Source organism: Corynebacterium sp. KPL1995 (genome assembly GCF_000477935.1).
Lineage (GTDB): Bacteria > Actinomycetota > Actinomycetes > Mycobacteriales > Mycobacteriaceae > Corynebacterium > Corynebacterium pseudodiphtheriticum.
In genome coordinates, this window is sequence record NZ_KI515715.1 from 614,489 (window position 1) to 641,273 (window position 26,785).

Sequence of the window (26,785 nt, forward strand, 5' to 3'; positions counted from 1 at the left end):
GTTTACCAGCCGCGCTCTGCCAAACGGTGAGATACTGGCAACTCATCGACGTTGATGCCAACCATGGCCTCACCCAAACCACGCGAAACCTCAGCGATAACCTTGGCGTCGTCGTAGTTCTTGACCGCACGCACAATAGCCTTCGCACGAGCCTCCGGGTTACCGGACTTGAAAATGCCTGATCCGACGAACACGCCATCGGCACCAAGCTGCATCATCATCGCAGCATCAGCTGGGGTAGAAACGCCACCGGCAACCAACAAACCAACCGGCAAACTACCAGTCTCTGCAACCTCAAGCACCAACTCATACGGTGCCTGCAGCTCCTTGGCAGCAACGAACAACTCGTCTTTCGACATGGAAGACAAACGGTTGATCTCCGCGCGGATGCTCCGGATGTGGGTCACGGCGTTAGACACATCACCAGTGCCGGCTTCCCCCTTAGAACGCACCATGGCAGCGCCCTCGTTGATACGACGCAACGCCTCACCCAAGTTGGTAGCACCGCAGACGAATGGCACATCGAAAGCGAATTTGTCGATGTGGTGAGCGTAGTCAGCTGGGGTCAATACCTCAGACTCATCGACGTAATCAATACCCAGAGACTGCAGCACCTGCGCCTCAACGAAGTGGCCGATGCGAGCCTTGGCCATAACTGGGATGTCGACGGCTTCGATGATTTCGGTGATCATATCCGGATCCGACATGCGGGCAACACCACCCTGGGCGCGGATATCAGCAGGCACCCGCTCCAAAGCCATCACGGCTGAAGCACCAGCAGCCTCGGCGATGCGAGCTTGTTCCGGGGTAACGACGTCCATGATGACGCCACCAAAAAACTGCTCAGACAAACCGCGCTTCACGCGGGCTGCGGAACCATTGGCATTACTCAAAACGAGTTTTCCTTTCGGTCAGGCTAAGAATATGACTTATAACGCACAAAATATTGGGCGCGTCCAATCCTAGCCCCCAACAGCACAGGATTAGACGTCGAGGAAGCGGACATCCTTAGCACGGCGGGTAATGAAGCTACGACGTGCAGAAACATCATCGCCCATAAGAATAGAAAACAGCTCGTCGGCCTTTTGTGCATCCTCCAGGTCCACGCGGCGCAGGATACGAGTGGTTGGGTCCAGCGTAGTTTCCCACAGCTCTTTCGCGTTCATCTCGCCCAGACCCTTGTACCGCTGGATACCGTCGTCCATGTTGATCTTGCGGTTCTGCGCAAAGCCTTCTTTCAGCTGGGCATCGCGTTCACGGTCGCTAAAGGCGTAGCCAGGCTCACCCTTCGACCACTTCAGCTTGTACAACGGCGGGTTCGCCAAATACACATGCCCATTTTCGACGAGCTCCGGCATGAAACGGAACAGCAGCGTCAGCAGCAGCGTGGCGATGTGCTGGCCATCGACGTCGGCGTCGGCCATCAACACGATCTTGTCGTAGCGCAGCTTCTTGATATCGAATTCTTCGTGGATACCGGTACCCAACGCGGTGATAATCGCCTGCACCTCGTTGTTTTTCAGCACCTTATCCATGCGAGACTTCTCGACGTTCAAAATCTTGCCGCGCAACGGCAAAATCGCCTGGTACAGCGACTCGCGCCCAGCTTTCGCGGAGCCACCCGCGGAGTCACCCTCCACGATGAACAGCTCGGAAACCTTCGGATCCTTGGAACGGCAATCTGCCAACTTACCTGGCAAACCACCCAGGTCAGTAGCGGATTTACGGCGCACCAACTCACGAGCGCGACGAGCCGCCACGCGTGCCTGCGCAGAAGCCACCGCCTTGTTCATAATCGCTTTAGCCTCTGCCGGGTTCGCATCAAACCAATCCGCCAGGTGCTCATTGACAGAACGCTGCACGAAAGAGCGAATTTCCGTGTTACCCAGCTTGGTCTTCGTCTGGCCTTCGAACTGGGGGTCGCCGACCTTCGCGGAAATAATGGCCGACAAGCCCTCGCGGCAGTCATCGCCAGTAAGCTTGCCGTCTTTTTCCTTCATCAACTTATGCGTTTTCGCATAGTTGTTCATCTGCGTGGTTAACGCAGCGCGGAAGCCTTCTTCGTGCGTACCACCCTCGTGCGTATTAATCGTGTTGGCAAAAGTATGCACGGACTGGTTATAACCACTGTTCCACTGCAGCGCGATTTCTACCTCGTGGTCCTCGCCCTTGGCTTCAAAACTAATGATCGTCGGGTGGATCGAGGTTTTCGCGCGGTTCAGATAATCAACGTAATCGACCAGGCCATTCGGGTAGCAGAATTCAATCTTCTTGACGGCTTCTTTATCGCTGAGCGCAGCTTTGTCTTCCGGGTCCGGATCATCGAAAGAGCTGGCAGTCTCGCCTTCTTCCGCGAGAGCCTCCAACTTGAGATCCTCGGCAGTCACGCGCTCGTCGACAAGCGTGATGGACAAACCCTTGTTCAAGAAAGCCATTTCCTGCAGGCGGCGCTTGATGGTATCAAAATCAAATTTAACGGTCTCGAAAATCTCCGGATCCGGCCAAAAACGCACCGTCGTACCAGTGCCGCGGGCATTTCCGCCTTCGACGAGTTCTTCCGGCACCGCGCGCTCAAAATTCTGGTACCAGTGCTTGCCATCGCGCTTAATCGCGGCTTCCACGCGCGTCGACAAAGCATTGACGACGGAAATACCCACGCCGTGCAGACCACCCGAAACCGCATAAGAATCCGAGTCGAACTTACCGCCGGCATGCAGCTGCGTCATCACAACCTGCACCGTTGGTGCCCCCGAGGCGTGCATCGAGACCGGGATACCACGGCCGTCGTCAGTAACCTGCACGCCGCCGTCGGCAAGCAAACGCACCTCCACCTTGGAGGCATAGCCAGCCATGGCCTCATCGACCGAGTTATCAACAACCTCCCAAATTAGGTGGTGCAAGCCACGCACGCCGGTAGAACCGATATACATACCGGGGCGCTTACGGACGGCTTCCAAGCCCTCCAGGATGGTAATTGATGAAGCGTCATAATTCGGTTGCGCGTTAGCCACGTGAAACTAGCACTCCTTAAAGAGGAAATCTTCGACATTCCAATCTTACACCCCAGACACCCCGCCCGGGTGGAGCTAAGCCGCAGGCACACCGCACGGTCGCATGTCAGAACCGCAGCTGCTTATCAGTGGTTTATCCGTACGTATCGCGCGGACCGCGACCTTTCACATGTAGCTTGCCCTTACGCCAATTCGGTGCCTGCGGGCCAAAGATCTTCAACTCAGTGATCACGTCCGGTCCAGCTTTCTCGCGGATCGAGCGCAGAATCTCCCGCTGCATATACCGCAAATTCGTCGCCCACGCGGTGGAGTCACAACTGATAAATAGCGCCGTATCTTTCACCATCTCTACCTTGGTGTGCTGCGCGATCTTCTCACCCACCAGCTGCGCCCAGTGCCCAGTCACCCACCCAGAGGCCAGGTTTTTCTCCCAACCGCGGGAGGTAATTTCTTTGTTCAGTACCGCACCCGCCGACGGCAAATTCAATTGCCTGCGCGGACGCCTGCCATCAGGCCCGGATTGCCGGTATTTCTGCCAATTCAGCGCACCGAGGGCGCCAGGAGTGTTCTGGGCATTACGTTCCTGGTGCGCCCGTGCTTGCCGACGGCGGCGCAGATAACTTTGTGCACCCGTCTGCGAAGTGCCCAGTGGTGGTGCGAATCCACGTTGTGCAGCAGCTTCCCGGACGGCGGCAAAGGTGGCGTCGACAAGATCACGAGGCTGGCTTGGTATCTGTGGCTGGTTAGGGGGCAGTTTTTGTGACTGATTCTGTGACTGGTTGCCTGCTGAATTATCGGCAGAAGCACTCATCGTGATCCACCGTCGCCAGGCTGGGGTGTGTCTTCGGCACCAGCACGTCGCTCGTTCTGGCTGGTGTCGATAAAGGACACACGTGAATACTCACCGCTGGCGCTCATAGAATCGTGGACGCCGATGCGAACTACAGAATTCGGTTCTAGTTCCTCGGGAATATCTTCTTCCACCGCAGCGGTAATCAGCACCTGTTCCACAGAGCTCGCAAGCTTGACCAGGTGCCGCCGACGCTTCACATCCAGTTCCGCAAACACATCATCCAGAATCAGAATCGGATCCGTGCCCGATTGCCGCAAAATCTCGAATTCTGCCCAGCGCAACGCAATGGCATAAGACCAGGTCTCACCATGCGAAGCAAAACCTTTCGCCGGATTAGCACCAAGTAGTGCTTCCATGTCATCACGGTGCGGGCCGACGAGGCTAACGCCGCGCTCAATCTCTTTGTTCCGTGCATTGCCTAATGCTCCCAGCATGGCAGCCTCGATGAGTTCGACTTGCACGTGACCGTGCTCATCCCGGTAATACTCGTCGGTGATGCGCCGAGACGGCATCGCTGTCGAATTCCCAGAACCAGCAGCCACCCCAGAATTACCGTTTTCTACCACGGTATCCAGGGTGGAATTATAAGAGACATCTGCTGGGCGAGATTCTGGAGCGATAGCCGCATAGGCCTTACGAACCTGAATTTTTAGCTCATCAACCAACTCGATACGCGCAGCAATTAGCTGTGCACCCAATCCAGCTAAACGATTGTCCCAGGCATCCAAGGTTGCTAAGGCAGATGCGGAATCATCATCTCGATACCCACGCTTCAATGCCGCACTAGCTGACTTCAGCAGTGCATTTCGCTGACGCAAGACTTTGTCGTAATCAGCCTTCACGCCGGCAATTCGTGGGGTTCTACTAGCCAGCATCCTATCGAGATAGCGGCGGCGCTCCCCTGGCTCGCCACGTAATAGAGCCAAATCTTCCGGAGAAAACAGCACGGTCTTTGCTACCCCAAGCAGTTCCCGGGGTGTTTTCAACCGAGTTCGGTTTATCTGTGCACTATTGCTACCACTAGATTTGACCAATAGGTGCGCAGTGAGCTCGCGACCTTGATTAATAATGCTGGCGGATATCCGTGCATTATCTTGGCCAATGCGGATCAGCGGCGCATCGGTTGCTACCCGGTGTGAGCCGAGGTGCGCAAGATAGCCAATGGCTTCGACAATATTGGTTTTACCGTAGCCATTGCGGCCGACGAACACGCTGATTCCCGGCGCAAACCGCAGGGAGAATTCCGGCCAAGAGCGGAAATCACGGAGCTGCAGGTTTTGGAGATACATTACCCAGGCAAACGAACCGGCATCAGAAGGTAAGTGAAATCAGACTGTGGGCTCGGGAATTGGCCGTCTTCGTTGGCTTCCGGCATGTGCTCCGGCTGCGGCAGCAAGATGGCAGGACGAGATGATTCAGTAAATCCGAAGAAGACCTTCTCGGTGCGTACAACGGACAAACCATCTTTCAGGTATCCCGGATTGAACGCAATGATTAACTCATCACGACCGGAGAATTCGCACGGTACTGCTTCTTCTGCATGGCCAGATTCTGCACCACCCGCAGACAAAATAACCTGGTCCTCAGAAAATTCCATGCGTACCTGAGCGTTTCGTTCGGTTAACAACGAGACGCGACGAATCGCTTCTTGTAGTGGGGCAATGTCGACGCTAGCAACGCAGCTATGGGTTTTTGGCAATAGTGGCTCAATATTCGGAAATTCTGCATCTAGCATGCGAGTGGTGGTTTCGCGATTGTGCGAGTGCAAGCCAAATAGGCCTTCAGCACCGACATTATCGCCAGCTCCCACAGCGATTTGTACGGGCTGATCCAAACTAGTGTCTAGGCTTCGCGCATTTTCTTGCAAAGTTTTTGCTGGTACCAGCAATTTAGCCGAGACGCCTTCGCTAACCGGATCCCAATTCAGTTGGCGAATAGCCAAACGGAAACGGTCTGTAGCAGCAAGTTTAATATCTGAGCCGTTAATGGCGAAGTGCACGCCAGTGAGCATCGGCAAAGTGTCATCACGGCCGGCTGCAGAAGCAACTTGCGTAACGGCATCGGTAAATAGCGATGGGTTCAGGCTGCCGGTAACTTGTGGTAGTTCCGGCAGTTGTGGGTAATCATCCAGCGGAATCAGAGGTAGCTCGAAACGGGAAGAACCGCAACGCACCAACGCAGTGGAATCATTGACTTTCAGTTCGACTGGCTTGTTGGCCAAGCTAGCGACGATATCTGCTAGCAATTTACCCGCAACTGCAATAGTGCCTTCGGTCTCTACTTCTGCGGGGAGCTTAATCTTGGTGGAAACTTCGTAGTCAAAGCCAGAGAGCTCCAGGCCGGATTCATCAGCAGTAATCAGCATCGCGCGCAAGACAGGCTGAGTCGCTTTGGAAGGCAGATTCTTAGCTACCCAAGCGACGGCGTCTGCCAAGTCTTCCTTGGCAACACGGAACGATACTGCGGAGGAATCCATGTTGGTATCAAGCTCTCTTTAGAAGTTGTAATTCGCGAATTCGGGTTACGGGAATTCTGGTTGCAGAAATATCTGAAGTTACCCGAAATCCTAACACTTTTCCAGTAGCAGAAGACGGCTTTTTAGGGGAATTCTTGTCATTTAGGGTTAGCTAATTTAGCTATCTGAATTACATTATTCGTATTCAAGAGCATATCCAGGATGCTGAGGTTACATCGTTGTAATTACCTCCTACAGGCGAGCTGGTCTTTGTCTATTTTTCGGTGCAAAACAAAAATTCTTCCGTTCCTTCACACCCTCTTTCTCTTAATAGATTTCCAAGTTAAAAAGATAGTAGTAACAATAAGCCTTGTTATATCTGTGAATAATGGGTCATCGGCAAAGCTCAAAGCCATTTTTTAGATTGTGTTTATGCGTGTGTAGTTCTTGTGGATAAAACGGTGCAATTGTGGATAACTCCCGTGTAATTCTGCTTCTCCACAAGATGGACCGATTTTTCCACAATTCTTCCACCGGTAGATTCACACAGCTCAGAATTCTTTCACAGCCAGTATTTATGGTCTGGGTTACAAAAAACATAAATTACAAACGTGTAATTACACAGGTGTGGAGAACCTTGTGGATAAAGAAAACCAGGCCCTGGACAATCCAAGGACCTGGTGGGGTATTGAGCTGGGATGGCTGCAGTGTCAGCCGAACACGAAGCTTAAGAAACGCGACCTCGCGTCTTAATAATTTGCGTCAGCTGTTGAATTTCATCGTAGGTATTCCGATTTTCTGTCATTTCTTTCCGGATCTTCCGATCCGCATACATCACAGTGGTGTGATCTTTACCGCCGAAGGCTTCGCCAATCTTGGGCAAAGAGTTATCGGTTAATTCGCGGCACAAATACATCGCGAGCTGACGGGCATGTGCAATCGCCCGAGTTTTGCCGGCACCAGTCAGTGCCTTGAACTCGATATTGAAATACTCTGCAGTCACTTCCATGATCGTGGACATAGTAATTTCCAGGTTCGCTGTATCTGGAAGGATGTCGTGCAGCGCGATTTCTGCAAGCTTCATATCGATCGGCTCGTTGATTAGTGAAGAATATGCAGAAACGCGAATCAGTGCGCCTTCTAATTCGCGAATAGAAGACTCGAATTGAGAAGCAATAAATTCCAGTACCTCCCTGTCGACGCGGGTGCCGTCGGCGGAAGCTTTCTTCATCAAAATCGCGATGCGTGTTTCCAGATCAGGTGGCTGCACATCAGTAATTAATCCGCCTTCGAAGCGGGTACGCAAGCGATCTTCCAGGGTGGTTAGCTGCTTCGGCGGGCGGTCGGAGGACAAAATGATTTGCTTATCAGCTTGGTGCAGCGCATTGAAAGTATGGAAAAACTCTTCTTGCGTAGACTCTTTGCCTTCTAAGAATTGGATATCGTCAACCATCAAGATATCTAAGTTGCGATAGCGGCGTTTGAAAGATTCCTGCCGGTCATCGCGCAAAGAATTGATGTAGTCGTTGGTGAATTCCTCCGAAGACACATACTTTACTCTCAGTTTTGGTTGTAGCACTTGGGCGTAATTACCTGCTGCATGCAAGAGGTGTGTTTTGCCCAAACCGGATCCGCCCCAAATGAACAGCGGGTTATAGGCACGTGCTGGATTTTCCGCCACCGCGACGGCGGCACCGTTGGCGAAGCGATTCGACGAACCGATAACGAAATTTTCGAATGTGTATTTGGGGTTGAGCGATTGTTCCTGGTTGGGATCATGTGCAGGAGCTTCGCGGTGTAGACGGCGGGCAGAATCGGGCTGCCCGGTGTCTGTGGCGCCAGCTTTCTGTGCCTGTTGTTGCTGGTATGCCTGTGCTAGTTCATCGAGACTGGCTGCTGCCCGGGGCGGATTGGCTTCTCGAGGGGCAGCGCTAGGCTGGTGGTCGCTAAAGCCGATTTCGATTTGCGAATCGTGATGATTACGCGGTGTTCGTCGCGGAGCACTCGGCCGTGAAGTGGAAGAAGATTGCTTTCCCGATTGGCTGGCTGCGGGGCTGGATGCCCCAGGTTCATTGCGTTCTGGGGATACTGGTGACTCTTCTCGCGGGCTGTAGCGAGAGGTGTATCGCGGTTCGTAATCCCGGCTGGCCTGAGCTGGAGAATGCGAGGACTGCCATTCGTCGTCTTGTGGCGCGGCGATGGACACAGCCAATGAACAAGATTTACCTAGGTAATGATTCAGGATACGCACGATGTGTGGGCCTAAATCATTTTCAATCGTCGCCTTGACATTTTCGTTTGGAACGGTCAGTAGCGCGTAGCTATTGACCATGGTGATTGGTCGGGCGCGCTGCAGATGGGCACGCTGTTGGTGAGTGAAAGACGGTACGTCAGAATCCGGTTGGTCAGAGATATAGAGAAGGTCATCGACCATCTTCTGCCAATTTTCTGCGAGCGTGGACGCATCGTCTGCCACAGTGCCTCGATTCTGTCTAGTTCGGTCGTCGTTTCGTGTTTGCTGGTGTTTTAGCCTTGGGTTCTCGGAGAGTCTTTCGGCGATTTTTGTTATCTAGTTAGTTATGTCTGGTCAGCAAATTCCAGAGCAAGCTCCAAATGAAATTCCCCAGGAGGATTCCACAGGGTAGCTGCTGCCAGAAATATAGCTTGACCAGTATTTCACAGAGTTATCCACAACTGTGAATAGACTCGCGGGAAATGTTATTCACAGTTATTCACATTATTGTGGATAACTTGTTGTTGGTAATTATGGCCTTCTACCTGCATTTTTATCCTAACTATAAACTTCCTGTTGAGAGTTATCCACAGTTGAGGTTGTGGATTCTTGTGAGTAGAAGCTCCTCTTCATTACTACCCGCTGGTGTGGAAAACTGTCTAGCAAGCGGTTTTTCTTCGATAGCCTGCTTGAATCACATAGTTGTTATTTACGGATCCTGTATTCGATGCTTTGTGGAGAACGTGCAGCACTGCTCCGGGTTGTATTTCACAGGGGTTGATTCATTCCTGGGGATAACATTCTTGTGATTCCGGGGGTACCCGCATGGCTGGCGGTTGGCGAGAGCAAAATCGCCAGGCTGTTACGGCGTGTTGATTTGTTTTTCCTGCTCGCTGTGACGTAGTCTGGCTAAGTCTTTTCACAGTCTCGGACTGTGTACTGAAGAACCGAATGGCACTCGTGCGTTGCAGCGCTTTCCCAAGCTCGCTGGCGCGGAGTGTTGGTTCTCGAACTGCATCTGACGCGCCACTATGGCAGCGTCGCACCGCTTAGTGAAGGAGATCTACCGTGGCAAAGGGTAAACGCACATTCCAACCAAACAACCGTCGTCGCGCACGCGTTCACGGATTCCGTACCCGCATGCGTACGCGCGCTGGCCGTGCCATCGTGGCAGCCCGTCGCAAAAAGGGTCGTTCGAAGCTGACTGCTTAAGTTATGCTTCCCCGCCAACATAAACTGACTTCGCCGCAACAATTTCGGCGGGTCACGAAAAAGGGACGGCGGGCAGGATCACGCAGCGTGATAGCGCACTGCTATCAGCAACAGGGATCAGAAACACTTGCTGTTTCTGGTCCCCGTTTTGGTCTTATCGTCTCTAAAAGCATTGGCAATGCCGTCGTCCGGCACCGCACCGCCCGCCAGTTGCGTCATATCTGCCGCGAGCTATGTGTAGAACTTGACCCTGCGGTCGACGTCGTCGTGCGTGCTCTACCTGCGCTTGTCGACGCTGAGCCGCAACAGCTGCGCAAAGACGTGCGTAGTGCAGTGTTCCGTGCGCTGAAAAAGCTCGAGAAAACTTCTGCGCATATCGCGCCAAATGCTTCTACTGCAAAGAATGCGGAAGCGGCTACACAGTGACGTATTACAACACGGATGGGGAAGCTATCCCCGCAGCGCGTGGTCCTTCCCGGTTGCTGGTGGCAATGGTGAGGTTTTACCAGAAAAACTTGTCTTCCCAGAAACCGATGTCGACTTGCCGTTTCGAGCCCACATGCAGTGCCTATAGCCTGGAGGTTTTCGCGCGTCACGGGGTTTTTAAAGGCCTGGTCTGTGCTATCGTGAGAATTTCTAAATGTGGCCCTTGGCACCCGGGTGGCTACGATCCGGCAAGTCCGTTTGCACACTTGCCGGAAGCTCCTCGTCAGAACGAATCAGAATAAGTCAGAATAAGGATTATTTGTGCTTAATTTCATCTATTATCCGATTTCGTGGATCTTAGGTTTTTGGCGTGATGTCTTAAGCCTGGTGATGGATCCGCACTCCGGATATACCTGGGTTTTGTCCATCATCTTGCTGACCATGACCATTAAAGCTTTGTTGGTCAAGCCCATGATCACGCAGTTGCGCTCCTCCCGGAAAATGCAAGAGCTGCAACCAAAGATGAAAGAAATCCGGGATAAGTACAAAAATGATAAAACGAAGCAGAGCCAAGAGCTGCAGAAGTTTTATAAAGAATCCGGGATGAACCCACTGGCGGGATGTCTGCCGATGTTGGCACAGATCCCAGTCTTCATTGGTCTGTTCCACGTGCTGCGCATGTTCAACCGGACGGAGGAGCGTTTTGGTTCCCCTGGTTTGACGGTAGAAGAAAACCGCAATATTCCGAACTATTCGTTCTCCGTCGAAGATGTCCAGTCCTTCTTGGACGCTGACGTATTTGGCGTGCCTCTTTCTGCGTTTATCTCCATGTCGGAAGACGCTATGCAGACTTTTGGGGCAGACTTCACCCGTCTTAACATCATTGCTGTTGCGGTGCCGTTGGTGCTGACCATTGCGACGCTGACTCACTTGAATGCTCGTTTTACCGTCGGCCGCCAGGAAGCTCGCCGCGCAGCGGGCAAGACCCCGCAACCCACCGGGGATAACGCCGAAATGATGCAGATGCAGATGGGCATGATGAACAAGATGATGCTGTGGGTCATGCCAGCAATCACCTTGGCCACCGGCTTCATCTGGACTATCGGTCTGCTGTTTTACATGCTGACCAACACCGTGTGGACCTTCATCCAAACCCGTATCATCTACGGCAAAATGGACCGCGAAGAAGAAGCAGAAGAAGAGGCAAAGCGCGAAGCTAAGCGCTCTTCCGCACCAGCTCCGGCGGCTCGCAAGCTAAATAAACAGACGAAGAAGCAGCGCAAGAACCAAGGCCACAACCAGCAACAAAACCAGGGCAAGAAGAAATAATGCTGGCTCGTATTTTCGGCGACCGGCAGGATCTAGCGCTGGCCTATCACGAATCCTTGGCGACGGATGCCACCACCCGTGGGTTTATTGGTCCGCGGGAGGCCCCACGACTGTGGGATAGGCACATTTACAACTGTGCGGTTATCGGCGAGGCAATTCCAGAAGGCTCACGCACTATTGACATTGGTTCCGGAGCTGGCCTGCCTGGTATCCCTTTGGCTATTGCCCGCCCAGACCTACACGTAACGTTGTTGGAACCTTTGCTGAAACGTTCCAATTATCTGAGCGAAGTCAGTGAGAAACTCGGACTCGACAACGTCACCGTCATCCGCGAGCGCGCCGAAAACCTTGGCAAAGACACGAAATTTGACGTGGTGACCTCCCGTGCGGTGGCTCCGCTGGCTAAGCTGGCACGGTGGTCGCTGCCCCTGTGTCGTCCTGGCGGAATAATGCTGGCGATGAAAGGTTCGTCGGCAAGCGAAGAAATCGAGCGTGATCAAGCCGCGATTAAACGCGCTAAAGGCGAACGCGCCGAAATTATTACTGTGGGGTCTGAGCTGGACGAACCCACCACCCTGATACGTGTTCACCGCGTAAAGTAAGCTCATTGGCATGACACAGCAGCCCCGCTTGATCACGATCGCCAATCAAAAAGGCGGCGTTGGAAAAACCACCAGCGCCGTGAACCTAGCCGCTGCCCTCGCCCACCAAGGCCATACGGTGTTGGTCATAGACCTCGACCCGCAGGGCAACGCTTCTACGGCGCTGGGCGTCGAGCACCGCACAGGCACGAAATCTAGCTACGAGGTCCTACTCGGCAACGCCACGGCGAAACAAGCCGTGCAACAGTCTCCAAACCGTGACAATCTCTGGTGCATCCCTGCCACGATTGATCTGGCTGGTGCAGAGATTGAGTTGGTGAGTTTGGTGCGCCGCGAATATCGGCTTTCCGACGCTTTGAAGAACGGTTTTTTGGACGAATACGGGTTCGATTACGTCTTCATTGATTGTCCTCCATCACTGGGCCTGTTGACGATCAACGCGATGACGGCGGTGCAGGAAGTGATTATCCCGATCCAGTGTGAGTATTACGCTCTGGAGGGAGTGGGTCAGCTGCTGAACAACATCACTATGATCCGCGAGCATCTGAATGCAGATCTACACATTTCCGGTGTGTTGCTGACGATGTACGACGGGCGCACCAAGTTGGCCGAGCAAGTCGTCGACGAAGTGCGCGGGCAGTTTGGTGCCGTCGTCCTGGGTAACGTCATTCCGCGCTCTGTACGCGTCTCAGAAGCCCCCGGATACGGGCAGACGGTGATTGACTACTCCCCGAGCTCCCACGGCGCCTATGCCTACGGAGCGGCGGCGAAAGAGTTGGATGAGCGTGGTGACTACGTGCCCCACAGCTCGACGGGGCCGATTGGTGTGAGCCCGGAGATTTTTGCGCAGCTCTCCCAACAGAACGCCGACGAAGCCACTGAAACAGCCGAAGAGACTGCAGATCAGGCTGCCGACGATACGGTGCACGACACAGCGGACGAAGCATAAGGAGTAACGAGTTTTCATGGCGGAGAAAAAACCACACCAAAAACAAGGCGGCTTGGGCCGTGGCTTGGCTGCCCTGATTCCTTCTGCGAACGACGAGGATCAGTCCGCGCGTCCTAGGCTAGGAAATTCCGCGGCTGATGTGATTCTGGGATCGGCGCTCGGCAACCGTGGGGCCCACGGTGCTGGTGACGCTGGCCCGGCTGGCCAGAAGAATATGGCTAAGGGAAAATCCCCTAACTCTGGCACTGGTTCTGGTACAGGATTGGCCGGGGCCCCGAAGTTCGGCACCACCGGCGGTGGTCGTGACACAGGCAAAGACGATGCCGCAGAGGCCGGAAAATCCACCAATAAACCCAGTGTTCCAGGCGCGCCAACGATCGCATCTTCGTCGTCCAACGCGACCCGCTCACGCGCAGGAAGTCTTGGCCCGCAATTCGGTGCTACCTACCGTGAGGTGCCCGTCGGCCAGATCTCGCCAAACCCGAAGCAGCCGCGTACCGTCTTCGATGCTGATGACTTAGCAGAGCTAGTGCACTCCATTAAAGAATTCGGGCTTCTGCAGCCCATTGTCGTGCGCCCGGCGGAAGACGGCTTCGAACTCATCATGGGTGAGCGACGTTGGCGGGCAGCTTCTCGGGCTGGCTTATCGACGATCCCTGCTATCGTGCGGCAAACCACAGATGATGCCTTGCTGCGCGACGCATTGCTGGAAAATATCCACCGGGTGCAGCTGAATCCACTGGAAGAAGCCCATGCCTATCACCAGTTGCTGGAAGAATTCGGTGTGACACAGGAACAGCTAGCTGACCGGCTGGGGCGTTCTCGCCCGGTAATCACCAATACTCTGCGTTTGCTACGCCTGCCAGTAGATGTGCAGCGGCGAGTAGATGCTGGTGTGCTTTCTTCTGGGCATGCTCGTGCGTTATTGGGGTTGCAGGAAAAAGAACAAATGTCGCAATTGGCAGAACGCGTGGTAGCCGAAGGCCTATCCGTGCGAGGCACAGAAGAAGCCGTTGTACTGCTGAATAAAGGGCAAAAACCAGCAGCGAAGAAGAAAAATTCGCCAGCACCACAACCAGAGTATTTGACGAATACAGCCGAACGTCTGGCCGATAAATGGGACACGAAAGTTACTGTGTCCATGGGAAAACGTAAGGGAAAAATGGTTATCGAATTCGGTGACCAAGATGATTTCCAACGCATCATGGAGCTCATTGAAGGTTCTGCCGGAACCGCGGACTAAATGTGGGCAGAAACCTCTGCGGAACCCAAGGAAAACCCGGGCGCTGTGCCTCGTTACTTCGACTAGTGCACAGCGCCCGGGTTATTTGTTTCCTGTTGACCGTCTCTGCTGATTACTTTGGTGCTGATTGCCGACTGTTTGCGTTACTGTTTGCGTTCATAGACGGAAAGCCCAGTGTGATTAGCGTGATGCTGCATGCACGAGACCGGAGAAACACTGGCTAAGACTGTTCGGCTTCCAACAGCTCTGCGAAGTTGTAGGTGCCGGTCTTCATATCGTCCTGATCCAGCAAATACAACCGCTTCACACCAACGACGATGGCTTCCGCGATGGCATCGCGGTGCTTTGGCTGCGTCAAAATTTGGACATCCTGTGGGTTCGTCAAATACCCCAGAACGACATCGATGGTTGGCATCTGTGGCAGGCGCAGTACTTCCCAGGTACGTGCGTGATTGCGGCAATCCTGTAGTTCTGTGCGGGCAACGATTTCGCGTTGTACAAAGCCAGAAAGTTTTTCCCCGATCATTGAGGAAGAACCGTAATTCGAGCCGAAATAGAATGTTGCTGCGCCATTCGCCTTATCATTCCGATAATGATCGCAGTGCAAGCTAATCACGAGGTCCGCACCAAAAGCATTGGCGATATCAGCACGCTCCCGCTCGCTGGGATCATCCATGCGAGGGCGGGAAATAATAGTTTCCACACCAGCGGCAATCATGCGTCCTTCGATACGAGAAGACAGATCCCAGAGGATTTCTTCTTCCGTGATCTCACCAAAACGTCCGCGGACAGTCGCTCCCTTGTTGGCGCCGCCTAGCGCGGGATTAATGACGACACGTTTATCTGCCAGTTTTGGCCCGGCACGGCGAACCCACTCGCGTTCCCGGATGGCTTGTGCCGATCCGCCTGTGGAGATGCGGCGACCGAGTAAAGAAAGAGAGTGGATGGTGTTCGGGCCACAGATTCCGTCATCTTGTAAACCGGAGTTGAGCTGGTAATTGCTCAATGCTTCGTGCGTGTTTTGTCCAAAATGACCGTCGAGGTTGTGGCTGTAAAAGCCTAATTCCTGTAGCTGGCGCTGCAGTTGGGCGACGTCGTCACCAAATAGTTCTTGGTTGGGTTGGAAAGACAGCACCCGGGCACCCAGCGTGTACGAGGCATGACGAAGTTCCCGTAGGGTGATCTCATCGATCGTGCCCGACGGGATGATGCCGCGGGATTGCTGGAAAGCCTTCAACGCGTCCGCCAATTCAGCGCTGAAGTATTTGTCTTCTTCGCTGAATTTCTGAGTCTTCCAGTCCGCCACGTCACCGTCGAAGTGGGATAGCATGCCCAGGCGGGCCAAAGTGGCACGAGCTTCTGCTACGCGAGCTGAAGAATCGCCCACCTTCAATACTTTCGTCACAACGCTCCCTCATGCAGCGTGATAGCCATGGTCGTGGTGTTCATATTTGGAATTTGTTCGGTCCTGCAGCCACTCCCGCCAGAAAATGTTGCCCGCGTGAATGCGGGACGGCGAGAATGACCGCTTTCGGGTCTCCCTCTAGGTTGAACCTAGAGAACGGCCTCGACCTTGCTGATGATTTGCTTTTTCGGCAAATTGCCGGTGAACTCGTCCACCTTGGAACCACCCGAGTAGATCATCACCGAAGGGATAGACATGACCTGAAACATGGCAGCCAGGGTGCGTTCAGTGTCAACGTCTACTTTGGCGACCTTGATCTTGCCGTCGTATTCCGCGGCGATCTCATCCAGCACTGGGCCTAATTTCTTGCAAGGACCGCACCACTGTGCCCAGAAATCGACGATGACTGGGACATCTGATTCGACGACCTCAGACTTGAACGTCTGGGACGTGATGTCAATTGTGTTGCTCATGTGACTTGTCACCTCGTAGTTTTCTAGAAAGAATTACTAAGAATTCTAGTGTAGTCACAACGAATTAGCGCCATGGCGCGCGAAAACGCGTCTGCCATGACCACAAGTAAACGTTGCGCAAAATTCTATTTTGCAGCGGGGGAATTCCCAGCTGACTCCCAGTGAACTGCCGCTGCCAACAGCCCTCAACGGGCGACAGCAGCCAAGTACTCGCCGGCGTCGATGGCTGCACGACAGCCGGAACCAGCAGCAGTGATGGCTTGCTGGTAGTGGTCATCCACCAAGTCACCGCACGCGAATACACCATCCAGGTTGGTGTGGGTGTGTGGGTGGTTGACCTTGACATAACCAGTTTCTTCCAAATCGACCTGGCCTTGCACTAAGTCTGTACGCGGGTCTGAACCGATTGCGACGAATAGTGCAGTCACGTCCAGCTCGCTGGTTTCGCCGGTCTGGGTGTCTTGCAGAGTCAGGCCAGATACCTTACCTGCAGATTCTTGAATGGCAGCAACGGTCTTATTCAGCTCCCAGGAGATTTTCTCGTTGTTCTTTGCCCGGTCCAGCATAATTGGCGAGGCAGAAAAACCTTCGCGACGGTGCACGATGGTGACCGATCGGGCGAATTTGGTGAGGAAGGTAGCCTCTTCCATTGCGGAATCTCCGCCACCGACAACAGCAATATCGTGGTCCTTAAAGAAAAAGCCGTCGCAAGTAGCGCATGTAGACACGCCACGGCCTGTCAGCGCCTTTTCTCCTTCTACTCCCAGGTGACGTGGTGCCGAACCCGTCGCCAAGATTACGGTGCGGGCGGCAAATTCCTCATCGCCGACGTAGATCTTTTTGATTTCACCGTCAAGCTCAACGCGATCGACTAATTCCATACGCAAGTCAGCACCGAAACGTTGGGCCTGTGCGCGCATTTCTTCCATTAGCTCGGGGCCCATGATGCCCTTTTGGAAGCCGGGGTAGTTCTCTACCTCGGTGGTGTTCATCAATTCGCCGCCGTACTCATAGCCCTCAAAAACGATTGGGTTGAGTTCAGCACGGGCAGCATAAAGCGCGGCACTGTAGCCGGCTGGGCCAGAACCAATTATGGCGACATCGTGAACGATCATTATTTTCCTCCGTTGCTGGATCTGTCTGCCAGATATTCTACGCGCTAATGAAACAGAATCTTGGCGACGCAAGCATGGTCGCAATGGCACGGAGGTGTGGTTCTGCCCACGATGATTGCCCTAACAACTAGCCGGTTTGAGCGCGTTCGACGGCGTCGCGAATGGCCTGGCGTGCCCGCCAACGTCGTGATTTTACGGTTCCCGGTGCCACGCCTTGCTGTTTAGCGACTTCAAAAATGCTGTAGCCTGCGATATCTGTCAGGGTCAGAGCTTCGCGTTGTTCCTCGGCGAGTTCTGCAAGAGCATCTTGCAGGTAAATTCGCGCATCCACACTTCCAGCGGGATCATAACCCAAAGCTGGGTTGTGGTCGTGTGGCACCACTTCTGCGTCAATCGTGGGGGTTTCCCGGCGATGCTTGTGGTTGAGGTAGTCATAACCGGCATTCATGACTAACCGGTGCAGCCAGGTGCTCAACGCAGATTCTGCCCGGTAGGTGTCTAGCTTCGTGCTGGCTTTAAGCATCGCATCTTGCATGATGTCGTCAATATCGTGATCGTTGCCTGCATAGCGGCGCGCTACCCCACGCAATCGACGCCGGTGCTTGGTGAAAATCGCGTTAAAAGCACTGGCATCGCCACTGCAGAAATCGTCGACTAACTGTTGATCAGAAATTTCAGTGTGTTCTGTCATGGTCCCCCCGATTATGTTTCCCCAAAAATTTCCCCTGTGGCCCCCATTACACCGTAGGTACGACGAAAGCGCCGTCCGGAATTGCACATTTCAATGTGCAACAAAACCGGACGGCGCTTGGAATACGTGTTATGAAGGCTACTGCAACTGCAGATTATCGATAGTGTTCAAGCCAGTGAGCATGACATCACGTAAGCGCAATTCATCTTCCACGCCACTGAATTGGATCAATACGCCACCAGAAAATTCATTGCGGCCATTCAAGGTGACATTATTGCGGCCCTCCGACAGTGTGCCGGTAGCAATCCGCGGTAACGATTCCCGGTCAATGGTAGCGGGATCTATGGGTGTCATGGCAGTGACACCGTCGTCGCCAGTAATGTCATTGATCGCAAATACGGAGAATTTTCCACCGGCGGTCTCAGAGCGAATGACTAGGTCTTGCAAGATCACCGGGTCTCGGGTGGCAACCAACAACGCTGGGTCAGATTGATTTGTTTCCCAGACCGTTTCTGGAATTCCGTCGATGGCCTCGGGGGCTTCTGGGCCATCGGGGAACAAACGCGCGTGGGCCAGAATTTGGATCACCGGCAAATCAATAACCGGTGCTGGTGGAGCGCTGGTGGTGTGAATGGCATCCGAGGAGACCGGGCTGGAATCGTCGTTTTGGTTGAACAACGAGAAGACGTAGGCAGACAAAGCAGCTACAGCGATGATCAACAAGAACGTGAATGTGGCAATGACGATGACCCCACCGTTGGAATAACCACGGGCTCCGAAACCGGCGCGCTCTTCCACATCTGGCGTGGCTTCATCTTCGACCGGCAGCGCCTCGACCTCACCAGGTTCTTCTTCTTGCTCGCCGCGGATAAATCGCTGCAATCGGTCGGAAATCTCGCGTGGGGTGGGCTCCACCGGTTCGGTTGCTTGGGCAGCAGCGTGCGCCGCTGCGGTCCCACTCGGTGCTGAAGTACCACTTAGCTTTGAATCATCCGCTGCGGATGCTTGCGAGCTTGCGGATTCTGCCACATTGGCTGATTTCTCCGTGCCGTGGCCAGCCCTGTCGCTATCGTGTTCTCTGGCTGCTGTCGCCGATTGCCTAACTGCTTGTGCATTCTGGTTGTCAGCCTGACCAGCCTGGTTGGCCTGATCAGTTTGGTTGGCCCGATCAGCCTGCTCAACTGCGTCTGTTTGTTCAGCCTGTTTAGCCAGTTCTGCCGTTTCAGTTTGTTGCGGGATACGCGGTTCTGTAATCGTGGACAACTCTTCCGGCGTCGGCGAGGTCGACTCCACCAATTGCGAAATCGCAGAATTCAGCGAGGAACGATCGCCCTCAATGGTGTTATCACTCAGCACAGCCGGGAAAGCCAGCATCGCGGTGCCTTTGGTGGAGATACGTACCCGGCTTCGGTTATCCAAACCGACGGTCTGTCCCTTTTCGTGCGCGGTGGCGATCGTATCGGCAAATGGGGCCAAAGCCTCGGCCACGGCAGCAGGATCCAAACCATCCGATTCCGCCACCGTCTTCAGATCGCTGCCGGGGATCCAATCCGCGACCACCAAGCAACCGGAACGATAGGACAGCACACGGATATTTGGTGCAATACCTGGCAAATTCAGCTGTGCCAAACGACGCGTACGACGCGAAACCTCCGCAGCCGCGCGGGCAGACTGCGCAGGGGTCATCGCTGCCATTGGGGCATTACCTGTCGTGGTGACAAACGTCAGCGCAACCTCTTTACCCGTGGCGTTTTCTTTCGCCTGCCAGAACTGCGCTCCGGCGACACTGCCGTGATCGCGTAGCAGCCGGAAACGTCCGTCGGACACTGGAGCGCCAGGGGTCAGGCGGGCGCCACGGACGACGCCAGCAGACATCGGTGGTGGCACCGGACTGGAGTTGAAGGTATCTTGCGCCAAAAAGCGTGCGGAAATATCTTGCAGGTCGATCTCGCCATCGGCGACGTCGTCGGAATCATTGACTTTGATGAGCTTGGACAGACCCGGCAGACGACGAGCAACCCGGCCCAGTGACTGGATTTCCTGGATCCTGGAGAAGGACAAAACGATGCCGGTGACGGTCAAAAATACCAAGCCCGCGATGATCGTGGATACCAGTGTTCCCGCCGAACGCAAAGCTGATTGCAGCGTTTCTGGTGCGAGGTCCACAATTGCCAGCCCCCAGGAATCCGGCAACATTCGTAACAAGAACAGAACCGCATACGCGCCCAGCAAACCGGCGAAAGCAGCGCCCAGCGACCAGCCAGAAGCGGACAGCACCTCCCGAGCACGCAGCGAGCCTAACTTCCGGCGCAGCAAGAAAATACCGATGATGGCACCGGTGATGAAGCCGAAGCCATTCGCTGCGCCCAGCAGAATAACCACCGTCTCGGGGCGGGCAGCAATGACCGGAGCCAACAAGGAAAGCGCAATTTTCGTTGCTGTAATGCCGGCGATAATAAATGTTGGTGTCCAGGCTTCCTCACGCGCGTAAAACACTCGCAGGTGCAACAGCACTAATGCGTATGGAATCAGCGTGAACGCAGAAAAACTCAGTGTCCAACCGAGCAAAACCGCGCTCTCTTCACCGAACAGGCCGTACTGGAACAGGCCTTGCGCGATAGGAGTGCCAAAAGCGGTAAAAAACACGACGATGGGGATCAGCGCGATGAACGTCAGTTTGGTGGCCACCGTCAGGTCGCGAACCACGGCTTTGTCGTCGCCGTCGGCAGCATTGCGGGAAAGCCGTGGCATGATCGCAGTCAGCAGCGTGACGCCAATGACGCCATACGGCACCTGAATTAACAGCCACGCCTGCTGGTAAATGATTGGCGCTTGGGCGTCGGCAAGCGCACCGATGCGCGTGGTAATGACGTACCCCAACTGTGAAATCGCCACATAAACGATAATCGCGGCAGCCATGCCACCGAACTGCTTTAAGCGTGCATCCACGCCCCACAGCGGCTTTAGATTGACCTTCGCCCGGCGCAAATACGGCACCAGAAGCAGACACTGGACGATGACACCAGCGGTGGTACCCAAGCCGAGCAATACGACGTGGATATCCGTGATCGGTGATGGTGCAGCCGGGTTCAGCGAGCCCGGAACCGTCCAGTACAACAGCAACACGCCGATGGAGATAACGTTATTCGCCACTGGTGCCCAGGCACCGGGTGCGAAAATCCCCTTGGTGTTTAGCACTGCTTGGAACAGGGCAAAAAGCCCATAAAACATGATCTGTGGCAGCAGCAAAAACGCGAACGACGTCGCCTGAACTTCATTGACCTGGCCGGATTCCGGCAGCATCAACCTGGTGATCCACGGCGCTGTCAGCAAAGATATCAGCGTGATCGTGCCCAGTAGGCTAATCGCTAAGGTAAATAATCGGCGGACAAAGGCCTCTCCCCTATCGGGATCTTCCTTTTCGGCACGCACCAACACTGGAACCACCAGTGAGGTCAACACCGCGCCTAGGACGATCTCGGTGATCAGGTTGGGCAGCGTATTCGCCGTGTTGAAGGCCGAAGCTACCGCAGCACCCAAGGTGGCGGTGATCAATACATTGCGCAGAAAGCCCGTGATACGAGAAATCAGCGTGGCGATCGCCATCGAACCTGTAGCGCGGACGACATCAGCATCGCTGGCCTTTTCGTCATTGCGTCCGCGACGCAGATCGGATTTATCTTCGGCGTCCGGCACAGCGAGGGGCTGCGGACGTTTCTTCGGTACCGGAGCCGGTGGTGTCGGCTCGACGATGCGTCCGCGAGTAGATCGAACCGAAGTAGTTTCAGTATCTGTCAACGACACACCAATCTATTCATGCTAATTCTTTCTGCGACGCCGCACCCGCAACGTCACTGTCGTAGCCAATACCAGGGCCAGCCCGGCGACGACGCTGTATATGATCACAGAATCGCTCCGAGTGTTTACCGTGATTTCCACTGGTTGCGAAATTCCAGAGCCGTTGGGTGTGGCAAGCCACAGCCGGATATCAGTTCTTCCGCGATCCGCTGGGATATCAGCTGTCATTGTTACGGTAATCGAGCCACGAGCGGGAATGCTAACCTGCTCCGGCGTGTTGAGACGCGTTCCTTTTGGAGAGTTGTACGACAGCTGCGTAGTCACCGGTAGTGGAAGCTGATTCTTGGCGACGACAAGCAGTGGAGAGGAATCTGAGACGCGCGTATAGACATTGCCTGGGGGTGCGAGTGAAACGGACTCGCGAAGCTCTTTCAATACTGCGCGATTGGCGTTGATGCGCTCGGAGGTGGCGGCGACTGCCCTGTCATAACCTGAAAGTGTGTTGCGCTGGTGGTGCGACAAGGCGATAAGCATGTCGCGACGTAGTGCCAGAGTATACTCATAACGAGTCATCGAGATTGCGGGATCATTGTTCATGATCGACATGAGCTCGTTAATATAGCGCACCTGTTGCCGCACCTGGGTGAGCTCCAGGTCGGTGAACACCGTGGGGTCTGGATACGGGCTTCCGGATGCGGGGGTTGTGGAAGCATCGGTGTGCGCGGCTAGTTCGTGGGCGTCTGCGGGATCGATAGCGTTCTTGTCGACGGCTGCGCCCAGTGGTTGCGGGGTGATGCCCGGTTCTGACAGTAGTTCAGCTGCGGTCTCGAGCAAGGTATCGGCGACGGTGGCGTCGACAAGCGCAGGTAGCAACGCGATGGTGTTGCCGTTGGTAGCAGTATCGGTTGACTCCGTACCTTGGTTGCGAACGGTGGCGCGGAGCGTGCTGGCAGCGGTGATCGTGCGCGCATGTTCCGAGGCTTTCGTTTCCCCGGTGCGGTGTGCCAAGGGCGTGAAGGGGGACGTGACTGGCTGCTGGCCGGTATCGCTTAAGATTGCCGCCAGTGCACTGTCGAAGGTGGATGCTCGCAGGTGGATCTCTGGGTCCGCGAGAGCCTCGGCAGCGGTGGCTACCGCATTATCTGCCAGTATTAAGTGAGCACCTTCCGGAAGGTTTCCTAATGCATAGGATGTTTCCCGTGAAACATAGCCGTTTCCGGGAAGCGTTAGCGGCTTGGCGTCCAGGCCAAGGATCCGCTGCAGCAACTCCGGGCCGCGATCGGTGGCTTCATGCAACATCCAGCCGTCATGGGTGCCTTGTACAGCGTTGAGGTCCGTGTTTGCCCACGGCATCGCCAGGACGCAATCGATCTCACGCAACATATCCAGCCAGACCCGTGCATTGTCAGCCCCTGTGCCTTCGATGCCGAGATCTGGTTCTTTGTTGGTTCCCCAAGAATCCCGCAGACGCACTGGCTCGTTATTAATTTCTGGGCGTTGCTCGTTGACGTAGTAGCCCTCGGTCATCCGCGATGCGAAATTCACCACTGCGGGGTCTAAAGCCATGCATGATGCACCACGAAGTTCGTGTTCGCGATACGTTTTGACTAGCTCATACAGCCGTCCGCCTGCGGAAATTTGGTGGGTGAAATCTTCCGAGCGCACGATTAACGGATCATCACCCGTGGCTCCCGGCACCGGATCAATCATTGTCGAAACCGGCACGATGAGAGACAACCCGTGTTCGCTGTTAGCAATAGCAGGGGTGCCGGTAGCGTCGTCAAGGTCCACGGTATTAGGATCCCCCACGCTTAAAATTAGGCGTTCGCTAGCCAAATGTACCGGGTCGCCATCCTGAATCCCCGTGAGCGTGAACAACAACGGGTAAGCTCCTGGCTTTTCAATGCTCAGGCTCGGCGAGGCCGCCAACGCAGTATCAATATCCAGAAACGCCGCCGTGGAACTATTCGGCTGCACCGAGTCCACCTTCGTCGCGTTAGCCCAATACGGAAAATCACTTCCCGCCAGTGCGGCTTGCGCCGCAGCCGCCGAATCCACTGCAGCAGCACGACGTACGGTGACCTGAACGTCCGTCAACTCAGACGTCGAGCGGTTATCCACACGGAATTTCGCGCGCAGCTTCTCCCCCAGCTTCACAGACCCAGTTGCGGAATCTCCGGAAGCAGCTTCTTTCAAAGAAGTCAGTGACAGCGAGACATCATTGTCAGCTAGCTCATCGTGCGGCAATCCCCATAGGTCAGAATTATCAGGTGATACCGGCACCGGTTCGGGTGCCGCCAGAGCAGCAGGAGCAGTGACAAGAGCGGATAAAGCCACCAACGCAGACGAAGCAGCCAACCGATTCATCGCGGGGTGATCCTTCCCGCCTCTTTTTCTGCACGTGCCAACTCCGGCAATAAATCATGGGCCTTTCGCGCTAATTTGCGCTCGTCGGCATATGCCAGGCGCTCGATAAGCTCGGAGGCTGGGATCCAGGCAACCTCAGTCACCTCAGGATCTTCATCGTTGAGCCAGCCGTCAACAAAGCGCAACAAATGGTGGTGCACAGTTTTATGTATGCGTACTCCATCGGAGACGAACCAATAATCAATCACACCTAGGTGCGCAAAAACCGCACCATGGATGCCCGTTTCTTCCCACACCTCCCGCTCGGCGGTGACGTTATGATCTTCATCCGGCTCCACGTGCCCTTTCGGCATTGACCACAGCAGCCGACCCCGGCGATCCAAACGGCCGATCAGTGCAACGTAGATGCTGGCAAGGTCCACCTTCCCGTTTTCTGCCACAGCTTCGGCGAGACCGGAAAGCACCAAACCGCCCGCGGAGGTTTCCGTGCGGGTTTCCATAACGGAACGTTGGGAGTGGTGTCCCTTGCGTTGGTGTGCGCTTTTATTCGAGCGTGCAGGCTGTTTGGAGGGATGCTGCTTTGCTGGCTGCTGTTTGCTCTGCTGGTTTTGGTGGTTTTGCTGGCTCTTGTGTGCAGCTTTTGGACGTTTCTTCCCGGAATTATTTTCCGTATCCTTCGCGCCACTGTTCTTTGCAGCAGAGTTCTTCGCGCCAGAGTTCTTTGCAGCATTATTGGTGCCGCCGGCGGGATGTGGACCTCCCTTCTGCGCGGCCGGGCGACGTCGGCGTCGGCGTCGGCTTTTGTGGCTCTTTTCCTCGTTAGTCATTACAGATGATCGTAGTAGACTAACGGGGGTGAATTCTTCAGACACCCAGCAGATTGCTCTGTTAGCACGCGCAACCGAGGCCGTCCGCGAACTTTCTCCGCTTTTGTCGGGGTTGGTGCAGCGTTTTGACGAGGCCGGTTATCAGCTGTTTTTGGTTGGCGGTTCCGTCCGCGACGCCATGCTGTCGCGGCTGGGCCATGATTTGGACTTTACTACCGATGCCCGCCCCGACGTGGTGCAGCCGATTTTGAATGACTGGGCCGAGACCGTGTGGGATACTGGCATTGCTTTTGGCACGGTTTCTGCCGTGAAAAAGGGGGAGCAGATCGAGCTGACGACGTTCCGTTCCGACGCTTATGATGGCGATTCCCGAAACCCCGTTGTTGAGTTCGGCGACACCTTGGAAGGCGATTTGATCCGCCGAGATTTCAAGGTCAATGCCATGGCGGTGGAGTTGACGCTTGCCGACGACGACCCGAGCCGGATCACCGGACGGTTCCACGACCCGGTTGGTGGTTTCGCCGACATGGTGGCCGGTGTGCTGGATACCCCAGATGCTCCGGAAATTTCCTTCCGCGATGATCCCCTACGCATGTTGCGTGCCGCGCGCTTTGTCTCCCAATTGGAGCTGCGCATTGCGGATCGGGTGCGGGCTGCAATGAAAGAAATGTCTGGTGAGATTAACCGGATTACCGCCGAGCGCGTGCAGGTGGAATTGGACAAGCTGATGGCGGGAGCGAACCCCGTCGCAGGCATCGAGGTGCTTGTCGAAACCGGGCTAGCAGGACATATTCTGCCGGAAATTCCCGCTTTAGCGATGGAGCCGGATGAACACCTGCAGCATAAAGATGTCTACAAGCATTCCTTGACCGTGTTGCAACAGGCGATTGATCTTGAAGACGACGAGCAGTCGCCCGATTTGGTGTTGCGCTGGGCGGCGTTGCTGCATGACATCGGCAAGCCTGCTACACGGGCGAAAAAGCCCGGTGGAGGCGTGAGTTTCCATCACCACGAGGTGGTGGGTGCAAAGATGACGCGAAAGCGTTTGCGGAAACTGAAGTATCCCAAGGCCGTGATCGAGGACATCGCGAATCTGGTGTTTTTGCACATGCGTTTTCATGGTTTTAGCGAAGGTGAATGGACTGATTCTGCGGTGCGTCGTTATGTTACGGACGCGGGTAAACTTCTCCCCCGATTACACAAATTGGTACTCGCGGATTGCACTACGCGGAACCAGAAGAAGGCCCGCCGGTTGCGTCGTGCCTATGACAATTTGCTGGAGCGTATCGACGAGATCCAGGAAAAGGAAGACTTGGCTCGCGTACGCCCGGATTTGGATGGCAATGAGATTATGGAAATCTTAGGGCTGGAGCCGGGGCCAGAGGTGGGCAAGGCATGGGCATATTTGAAGGAATTACGCCTGGAGCACGGCCCCCTCGGCAAAGAGGAAGCCATAGCGAAGTTGCGGGAAAAGTGGGGAGTGGCCTAAACGCCCCACTCACCTAGCAGTGGTGGAAATCCCGCGTCACACACCCGGCGGGAATCCGTGCGCGCTGGGTGGCAGGAGGCCGCCCCGGTTTTTCTTGGTTTGGTGCCGCTCGGCTTGGCTTTCGGCGTTTTTATCACGCAGTTGGGGTTCGCCTGGTGGTGGGCCCGATTTTCTCGGTCGTCATTTATGCCGGGTCCATGGAGTTTCTCGCCCCTGGGCTGATCGGGCGGGCGTCGGCCCGATTTCCGCGGCGTTCACCGGCATTGTCGATCATCGGTGGTACGGCAGCCTACGTCGGCTTTATTAA

At 54.9% G+C, this 26,785-nt stretch carries 21 protein-coding genes and 1 pseudogene; 9 read left to right on the forward strand and 13 right to left on the reverse strand.

From position 1 onward, the window contains the following. Positions 1-2: 2 nt before the first annotated feature. The 6 genes from pdxS to dnaA all read right to left on the reverse strand — a co-directional run bounded on the left by pdxS (position 3) and on the right by dnaA (position 8,753). Complete coding sequence (pdxS, locus tag HMPREF1292_RS02760) at positions 3-893, reverse strand: pyridoxal 5'-phosphate synthase lyase subunit PdxS (RefSeq protein WP_023018651.1); 891 nt, start codon at positions 891-893, stop codon at positions 3-5. Positions 894-983: 90 nt separating this feature from the next. Beyond that, positions 984-3,011 (reverse strand): DNA topoisomerase (ATP-hydrolyzing) subunit B, encoded by a 2,028-nt coding sequence (gene gyrB / locus HMPREF1292_RS02765; protein ID WP_023018652.1) that lies wholly within the window; start codon positions 3,009-3,011, stop codon positions 984-986. Positions 3,012-3,144: 133 nt separating this feature from the next. After that, complete coding sequence (locus HMPREF1292_RS02770) at positions 3,145-3,822, reverse strand: DciA family protein (protein WP_023018653.1); 678 nt, start codon at positions 3,820-3,822, stop codon at positions 3,145-3,147. Continuing rightward, positions 3,819-5,153, reverse strand: a complete 1,335-nt coding sequence (gene recF, locus HMPREF1292_RS02775; protein WP_023018654.1) for a DNA replication/repair protein RecF — start codon at positions 5,151-5,153, stop codon at positions 3,819-3,821. The genes HMPREF1292_RS02770 and recF overlap by 4 nt, the downstream gene beginning before the upstream one ends. Continuing rightward, positions 5,153-6,340, reverse strand: coding sequence for a DNA polymerase III subunit beta (gene dnaN / locus HMPREF1292_RS02780; RefSeq protein WP_021353388.1), 1,188 nt, complete (start codon positions 6,338-6,340; stop codon positions 5,153-5,155). The genes recF and dnaN overlap by 1 nt, the downstream gene beginning before the upstream one ends. A 706-nt stretch (positions 6,341-7,046) precedes the next feature. Further along, positions 7,047-8,753 (reverse strand): chromosomal replication initiator protein DnaA, encoded by a 1,707-nt coding sequence (gene dnaA, locus HMPREF1292_RS02785; RefSeq protein WP_369707189.1) that lies wholly within the window; start codon positions 8,751-8,753, stop codon positions 7,047-7,049. Positions 8,754-9,620: 867 nt separating this feature from the next. Here dnaA and rpmH point away from each other — a divergent pair. The 7 genes from rpmH to HMPREF1292_RS02815 are packed head-to-tail and all read left to right on the forward strand — an operon-like array spanning position 9,621 to position 14,313. Continuing rightward, entirely contained in the window at positions 9,621-9,764 is a 144-nt protein-coding gene (rpmH, locus tag HMPREF1292_RS02790; protein WP_021353386.1) for a 50S ribosomal protein L34, read from the forward strand. A 3-nt stretch (positions 9,765-9,767) separates the two neighbouring features. Then, positions 9,768-10,190, forward strand: a complete 423-nt coding sequence (gene rnpA / locus HMPREF1292_RS02795) for a ribonuclease P protein component (RefSeq protein ID WP_024272831.1) — start codon at positions 9,768-9,770, stop codon at positions 10,188-10,190. A 59-nt stretch (positions 10,191-10,249) separates the two neighbouring features. Further along, positions 10,250-10,492: a membrane protein insertion efficiency factor YidD gene (gene yidD / locus HMPREF1292_RS10635; RefSeq protein WP_338133609.1), complete on the forward strand. Its 243-nt coding sequence runs from the start codon at positions 10,250-10,252 to the stop codon at positions 10,490-10,492. Between the two features lie 19 nt (positions 10,493-10,511). Next, entirely contained in the window at positions 10,512-11,519 is a 1,008-nt protein-coding gene (gene yidC, locus HMPREF1292_RS02800) for a membrane protein insertase YidC (protein ID WP_021353384.1), read from the forward strand. Continuing rightward, a complete protein-coding gene (gene rsmG, locus HMPREF1292_RS02805) occupies positions 11,519-12,121 on the forward strand; it encodes a 16S rRNA (guanine(527)-N(7))-methyltransferase RsmG (protein WP_021353383.1) in 603 nt (200 codons plus the stop codon). Before yidC ends, rsmG begins: the two co-directional genes overlap by 1 nt. Before the next feature lie 10 nt (positions 12,122-12,131). Next, the gene (locus HMPREF1292_RS02810) at positions 12,132-13,070 is read left to right on the forward strand and encodes a ParA family protein (protein ID WP_023018657.1); all 939 of its coding nucleotides are present in this window, start codon (positions 12,132-12,134) and stop codon (positions 13,068-13,070) included. Positions 13,071-13,086: 16 nt separating this feature from the next. After that, positions 13,087-14,313 carry a ParB/RepB/Spo0J family partition protein gene (locus HMPREF1292_RS02815; protein WP_023018658.1) on the forward strand — a complete coding sequence of 409 codons (1,227 nt, stop codon included), beginning with the start codon at positions 13,087-13,089 and terminating at the stop codon, positions 14,311-14,313. Between the two features lie 220 nt (positions 14,314-14,533). On the opposite strand, the gene HMPREF1292_RS02820 is transcribed toward HMPREF1292_RS02815, so the two are convergent. From HMPREF1292_RS02820 to HMPREF1292_RS02850, 7 genes are all read right to left on the reverse strand, one after another. Beyond that, positions 14,534-15,718 carry an N-acetylmuramoyl-L-alanine amidase gene (locus HMPREF1292_RS02820; protein WP_023018659.1) on the reverse strand — a complete coding sequence of 395 codons (1,185 nt, stop codon included), beginning with the start codon at positions 15,716-15,718 and terminating at the stop codon, positions 14,534-14,536. 149 nt (positions 15,719-15,867) lie between these two features. Continuing rightward, a complete protein-coding gene (gene trxA, locus HMPREF1292_RS02825; RefSeq protein ID WP_021353377.1) occupies positions 15,868-16,191 on the reverse strand; it encodes a thioredoxin in 324 nt (107 codons plus the stop codon). Positions 16,192-16,376: 185 nt separating this feature from the next. Next, entirely contained in the window at positions 16,377-17,306 is a 930-nt protein-coding gene (gene trxB, locus HMPREF1292_RS02830; RefSeq protein WP_021353376.1) for a thioredoxin-disulfide reductase, read from the reverse strand. 127 nt (positions 17,307-17,433) lie between these two features. Next, positions 17,434-17,997, reverse strand: coding sequence for an RNA polymerase sigma factor (locus HMPREF1292_RS02835; protein WP_021353375.1), 564 nt, complete (start codon positions 17,995-17,997; stop codon positions 17,434-17,436). A gap of 138 nt (positions 17,998-18,135) precedes the next feature. Next, entirely contained in the window at positions 18,136-21,801 is a 3,666-nt protein-coding gene (locus tag HMPREF1292_RS02840; RefSeq protein WP_023018660.1) for a murein biosynthesis integral membrane protein MurJ, read from the reverse strand. A gap of 15 nt (positions 21,802-21,816) precedes the next feature. Further along, entirely contained in the window at positions 21,817-24,162 is a 2,346-nt protein-coding gene (locus HMPREF1292_RS02845; RefSeq protein ID WP_023018661.1) for a hypothetical protein, read from the reverse strand. Beyond that, a complete protein-coding gene (locus tag HMPREF1292_RS02850) occupies positions 24,159-24,989 on the reverse strand; it encodes an NUDIX hydrolase (protein WP_023018662.1) in 831 nt (276 codons plus the stop codon). Before HMPREF1292_RS02850 ends, HMPREF1292_RS02845 begins: the two co-directional genes overlap by 4 nt. On the opposite strand from HMPREF1292_RS02850, the gene HMPREF1292_RS02855 reads away from it, so the two are divergent. Both HMPREF1292_RS02855 and HMPREF1292_RS02860 read left to right on the forward strand, forming a co-directional pair. Next, positions 24,988-26,478 carry a CCA tRNA nucleotidyltransferase gene (locus HMPREF1292_RS02855; RefSeq protein WP_369707190.1) on the forward strand — a complete coding sequence of 497 codons (1,491 nt, stop codon included), beginning with the start codon at positions 24,988-24,990 and terminating at the stop codon, positions 26,476-26,478. The two genes, HMPREF1292_RS02850 and HMPREF1292_RS02855, sit on opposite strands and share 2 nt — an antisense overlap. Positions 26,479-26,535: 57 nt before the next feature. Further along, positions 26,536-26,764: pseudogene (locus HMPREF1292_RS02860) on the forward strand (AzlC family ABC transporter permease); the annotation flags it as partial. Positions 26,765-26,785 lie beyond the last annotated feature (21 nt).

Excerpts from the sequence above, each read along its gene's own strand:
- HMPREF1292_RS02835 (WP_021353375.1), bottom strand. The coding sequence starts at position 17,997 with ATGACAGAACACACTGAAATTTCTGATCAACAGTTAGTCGACGATTTC.
- rsmG (WP_021353383.1), top strand. The coding sequence starts at position 11,519 with ATGCTGGCTCGTATTTTCGGCGACCGGCAGGATCTAGCGCTGGCCTAT.
- HMPREF1292_RS02770 (WP_023018653.1), bottom strand. The coding sequence starts at position 3,822 with ATGAGTGCTTCTGCCGATAATTCAGCAGGCAACCAGTCACAGAATCAG.
- HMPREF1292_RS02845 (WP_023018661.1), bottom strand. The coding sequence starts at position 24,162 with ATGAATCGGTTGGCTGCTTCGTCTGCGTTGGTGGCTTTATCCGCTCTT.
- dnaA (WP_369707189.1), bottom strand. The coding sequence starts at position 8,753 with ATGGTCGATGACCTTCTCTATATCTCTGACCAACCGGATTCTGACGTA.
- rnpA (WP_024272831.1), top strand. The coding sequence starts at position 9,768 with ATGCTTCCCCGCCAACATAAACTGACTTCGCCGCAACAATTTCGGCGG.
- dnaN (WP_021353388.1), bottom strand. The coding sequence starts at position 6,340 with ATGGATTCCTCCGCAGTATCGTTCCGTGTTGCCAAGGAAGACTTGGCA.
- trxB (WP_021353376.1), bottom strand. The coding sequence starts at position 17,306 with ATGATCGTTCACGATGTCGCCATAATTGGTTCTGGCCCAGCCGGCTAC.
- HMPREF1292_RS02815 (WP_023018658.1), top strand. The coding sequence starts at position 13,087 with ATGGCGGAGAAAAAACCACACCAAAAACAAGGCGGCTTGGGCCGTGGC.
- trxA (WP_021353377.1), bottom strand. The coding sequence starts at position 16,191 with ATGAGCAACACAATTGACATCACGTCCCAGACGTTCAAGTCTGAGGTC.
- HMPREF1292_RS02850 (WP_023018662.1), bottom strand. The coding sequence starts at position 24,989 with ATGACTAACGAGGAAAAGAGCCACAAAAGCCGACGCCGACGCCGACGT.
- recF (WP_023018654.1), bottom strand. The coding sequence starts at position 5,153 with ATGTATCTCCAAAACCTGCAGCTCCGTGATTTCCGCTCTTGGCCGGAA.
- HMPREF1292_RS02810 (WP_023018657.1), top strand. The coding sequence starts at position 12,132 with ATGACACAGCAGCCCCGCTTGATCACGATCGCCAATCAAAAAGGCGGC.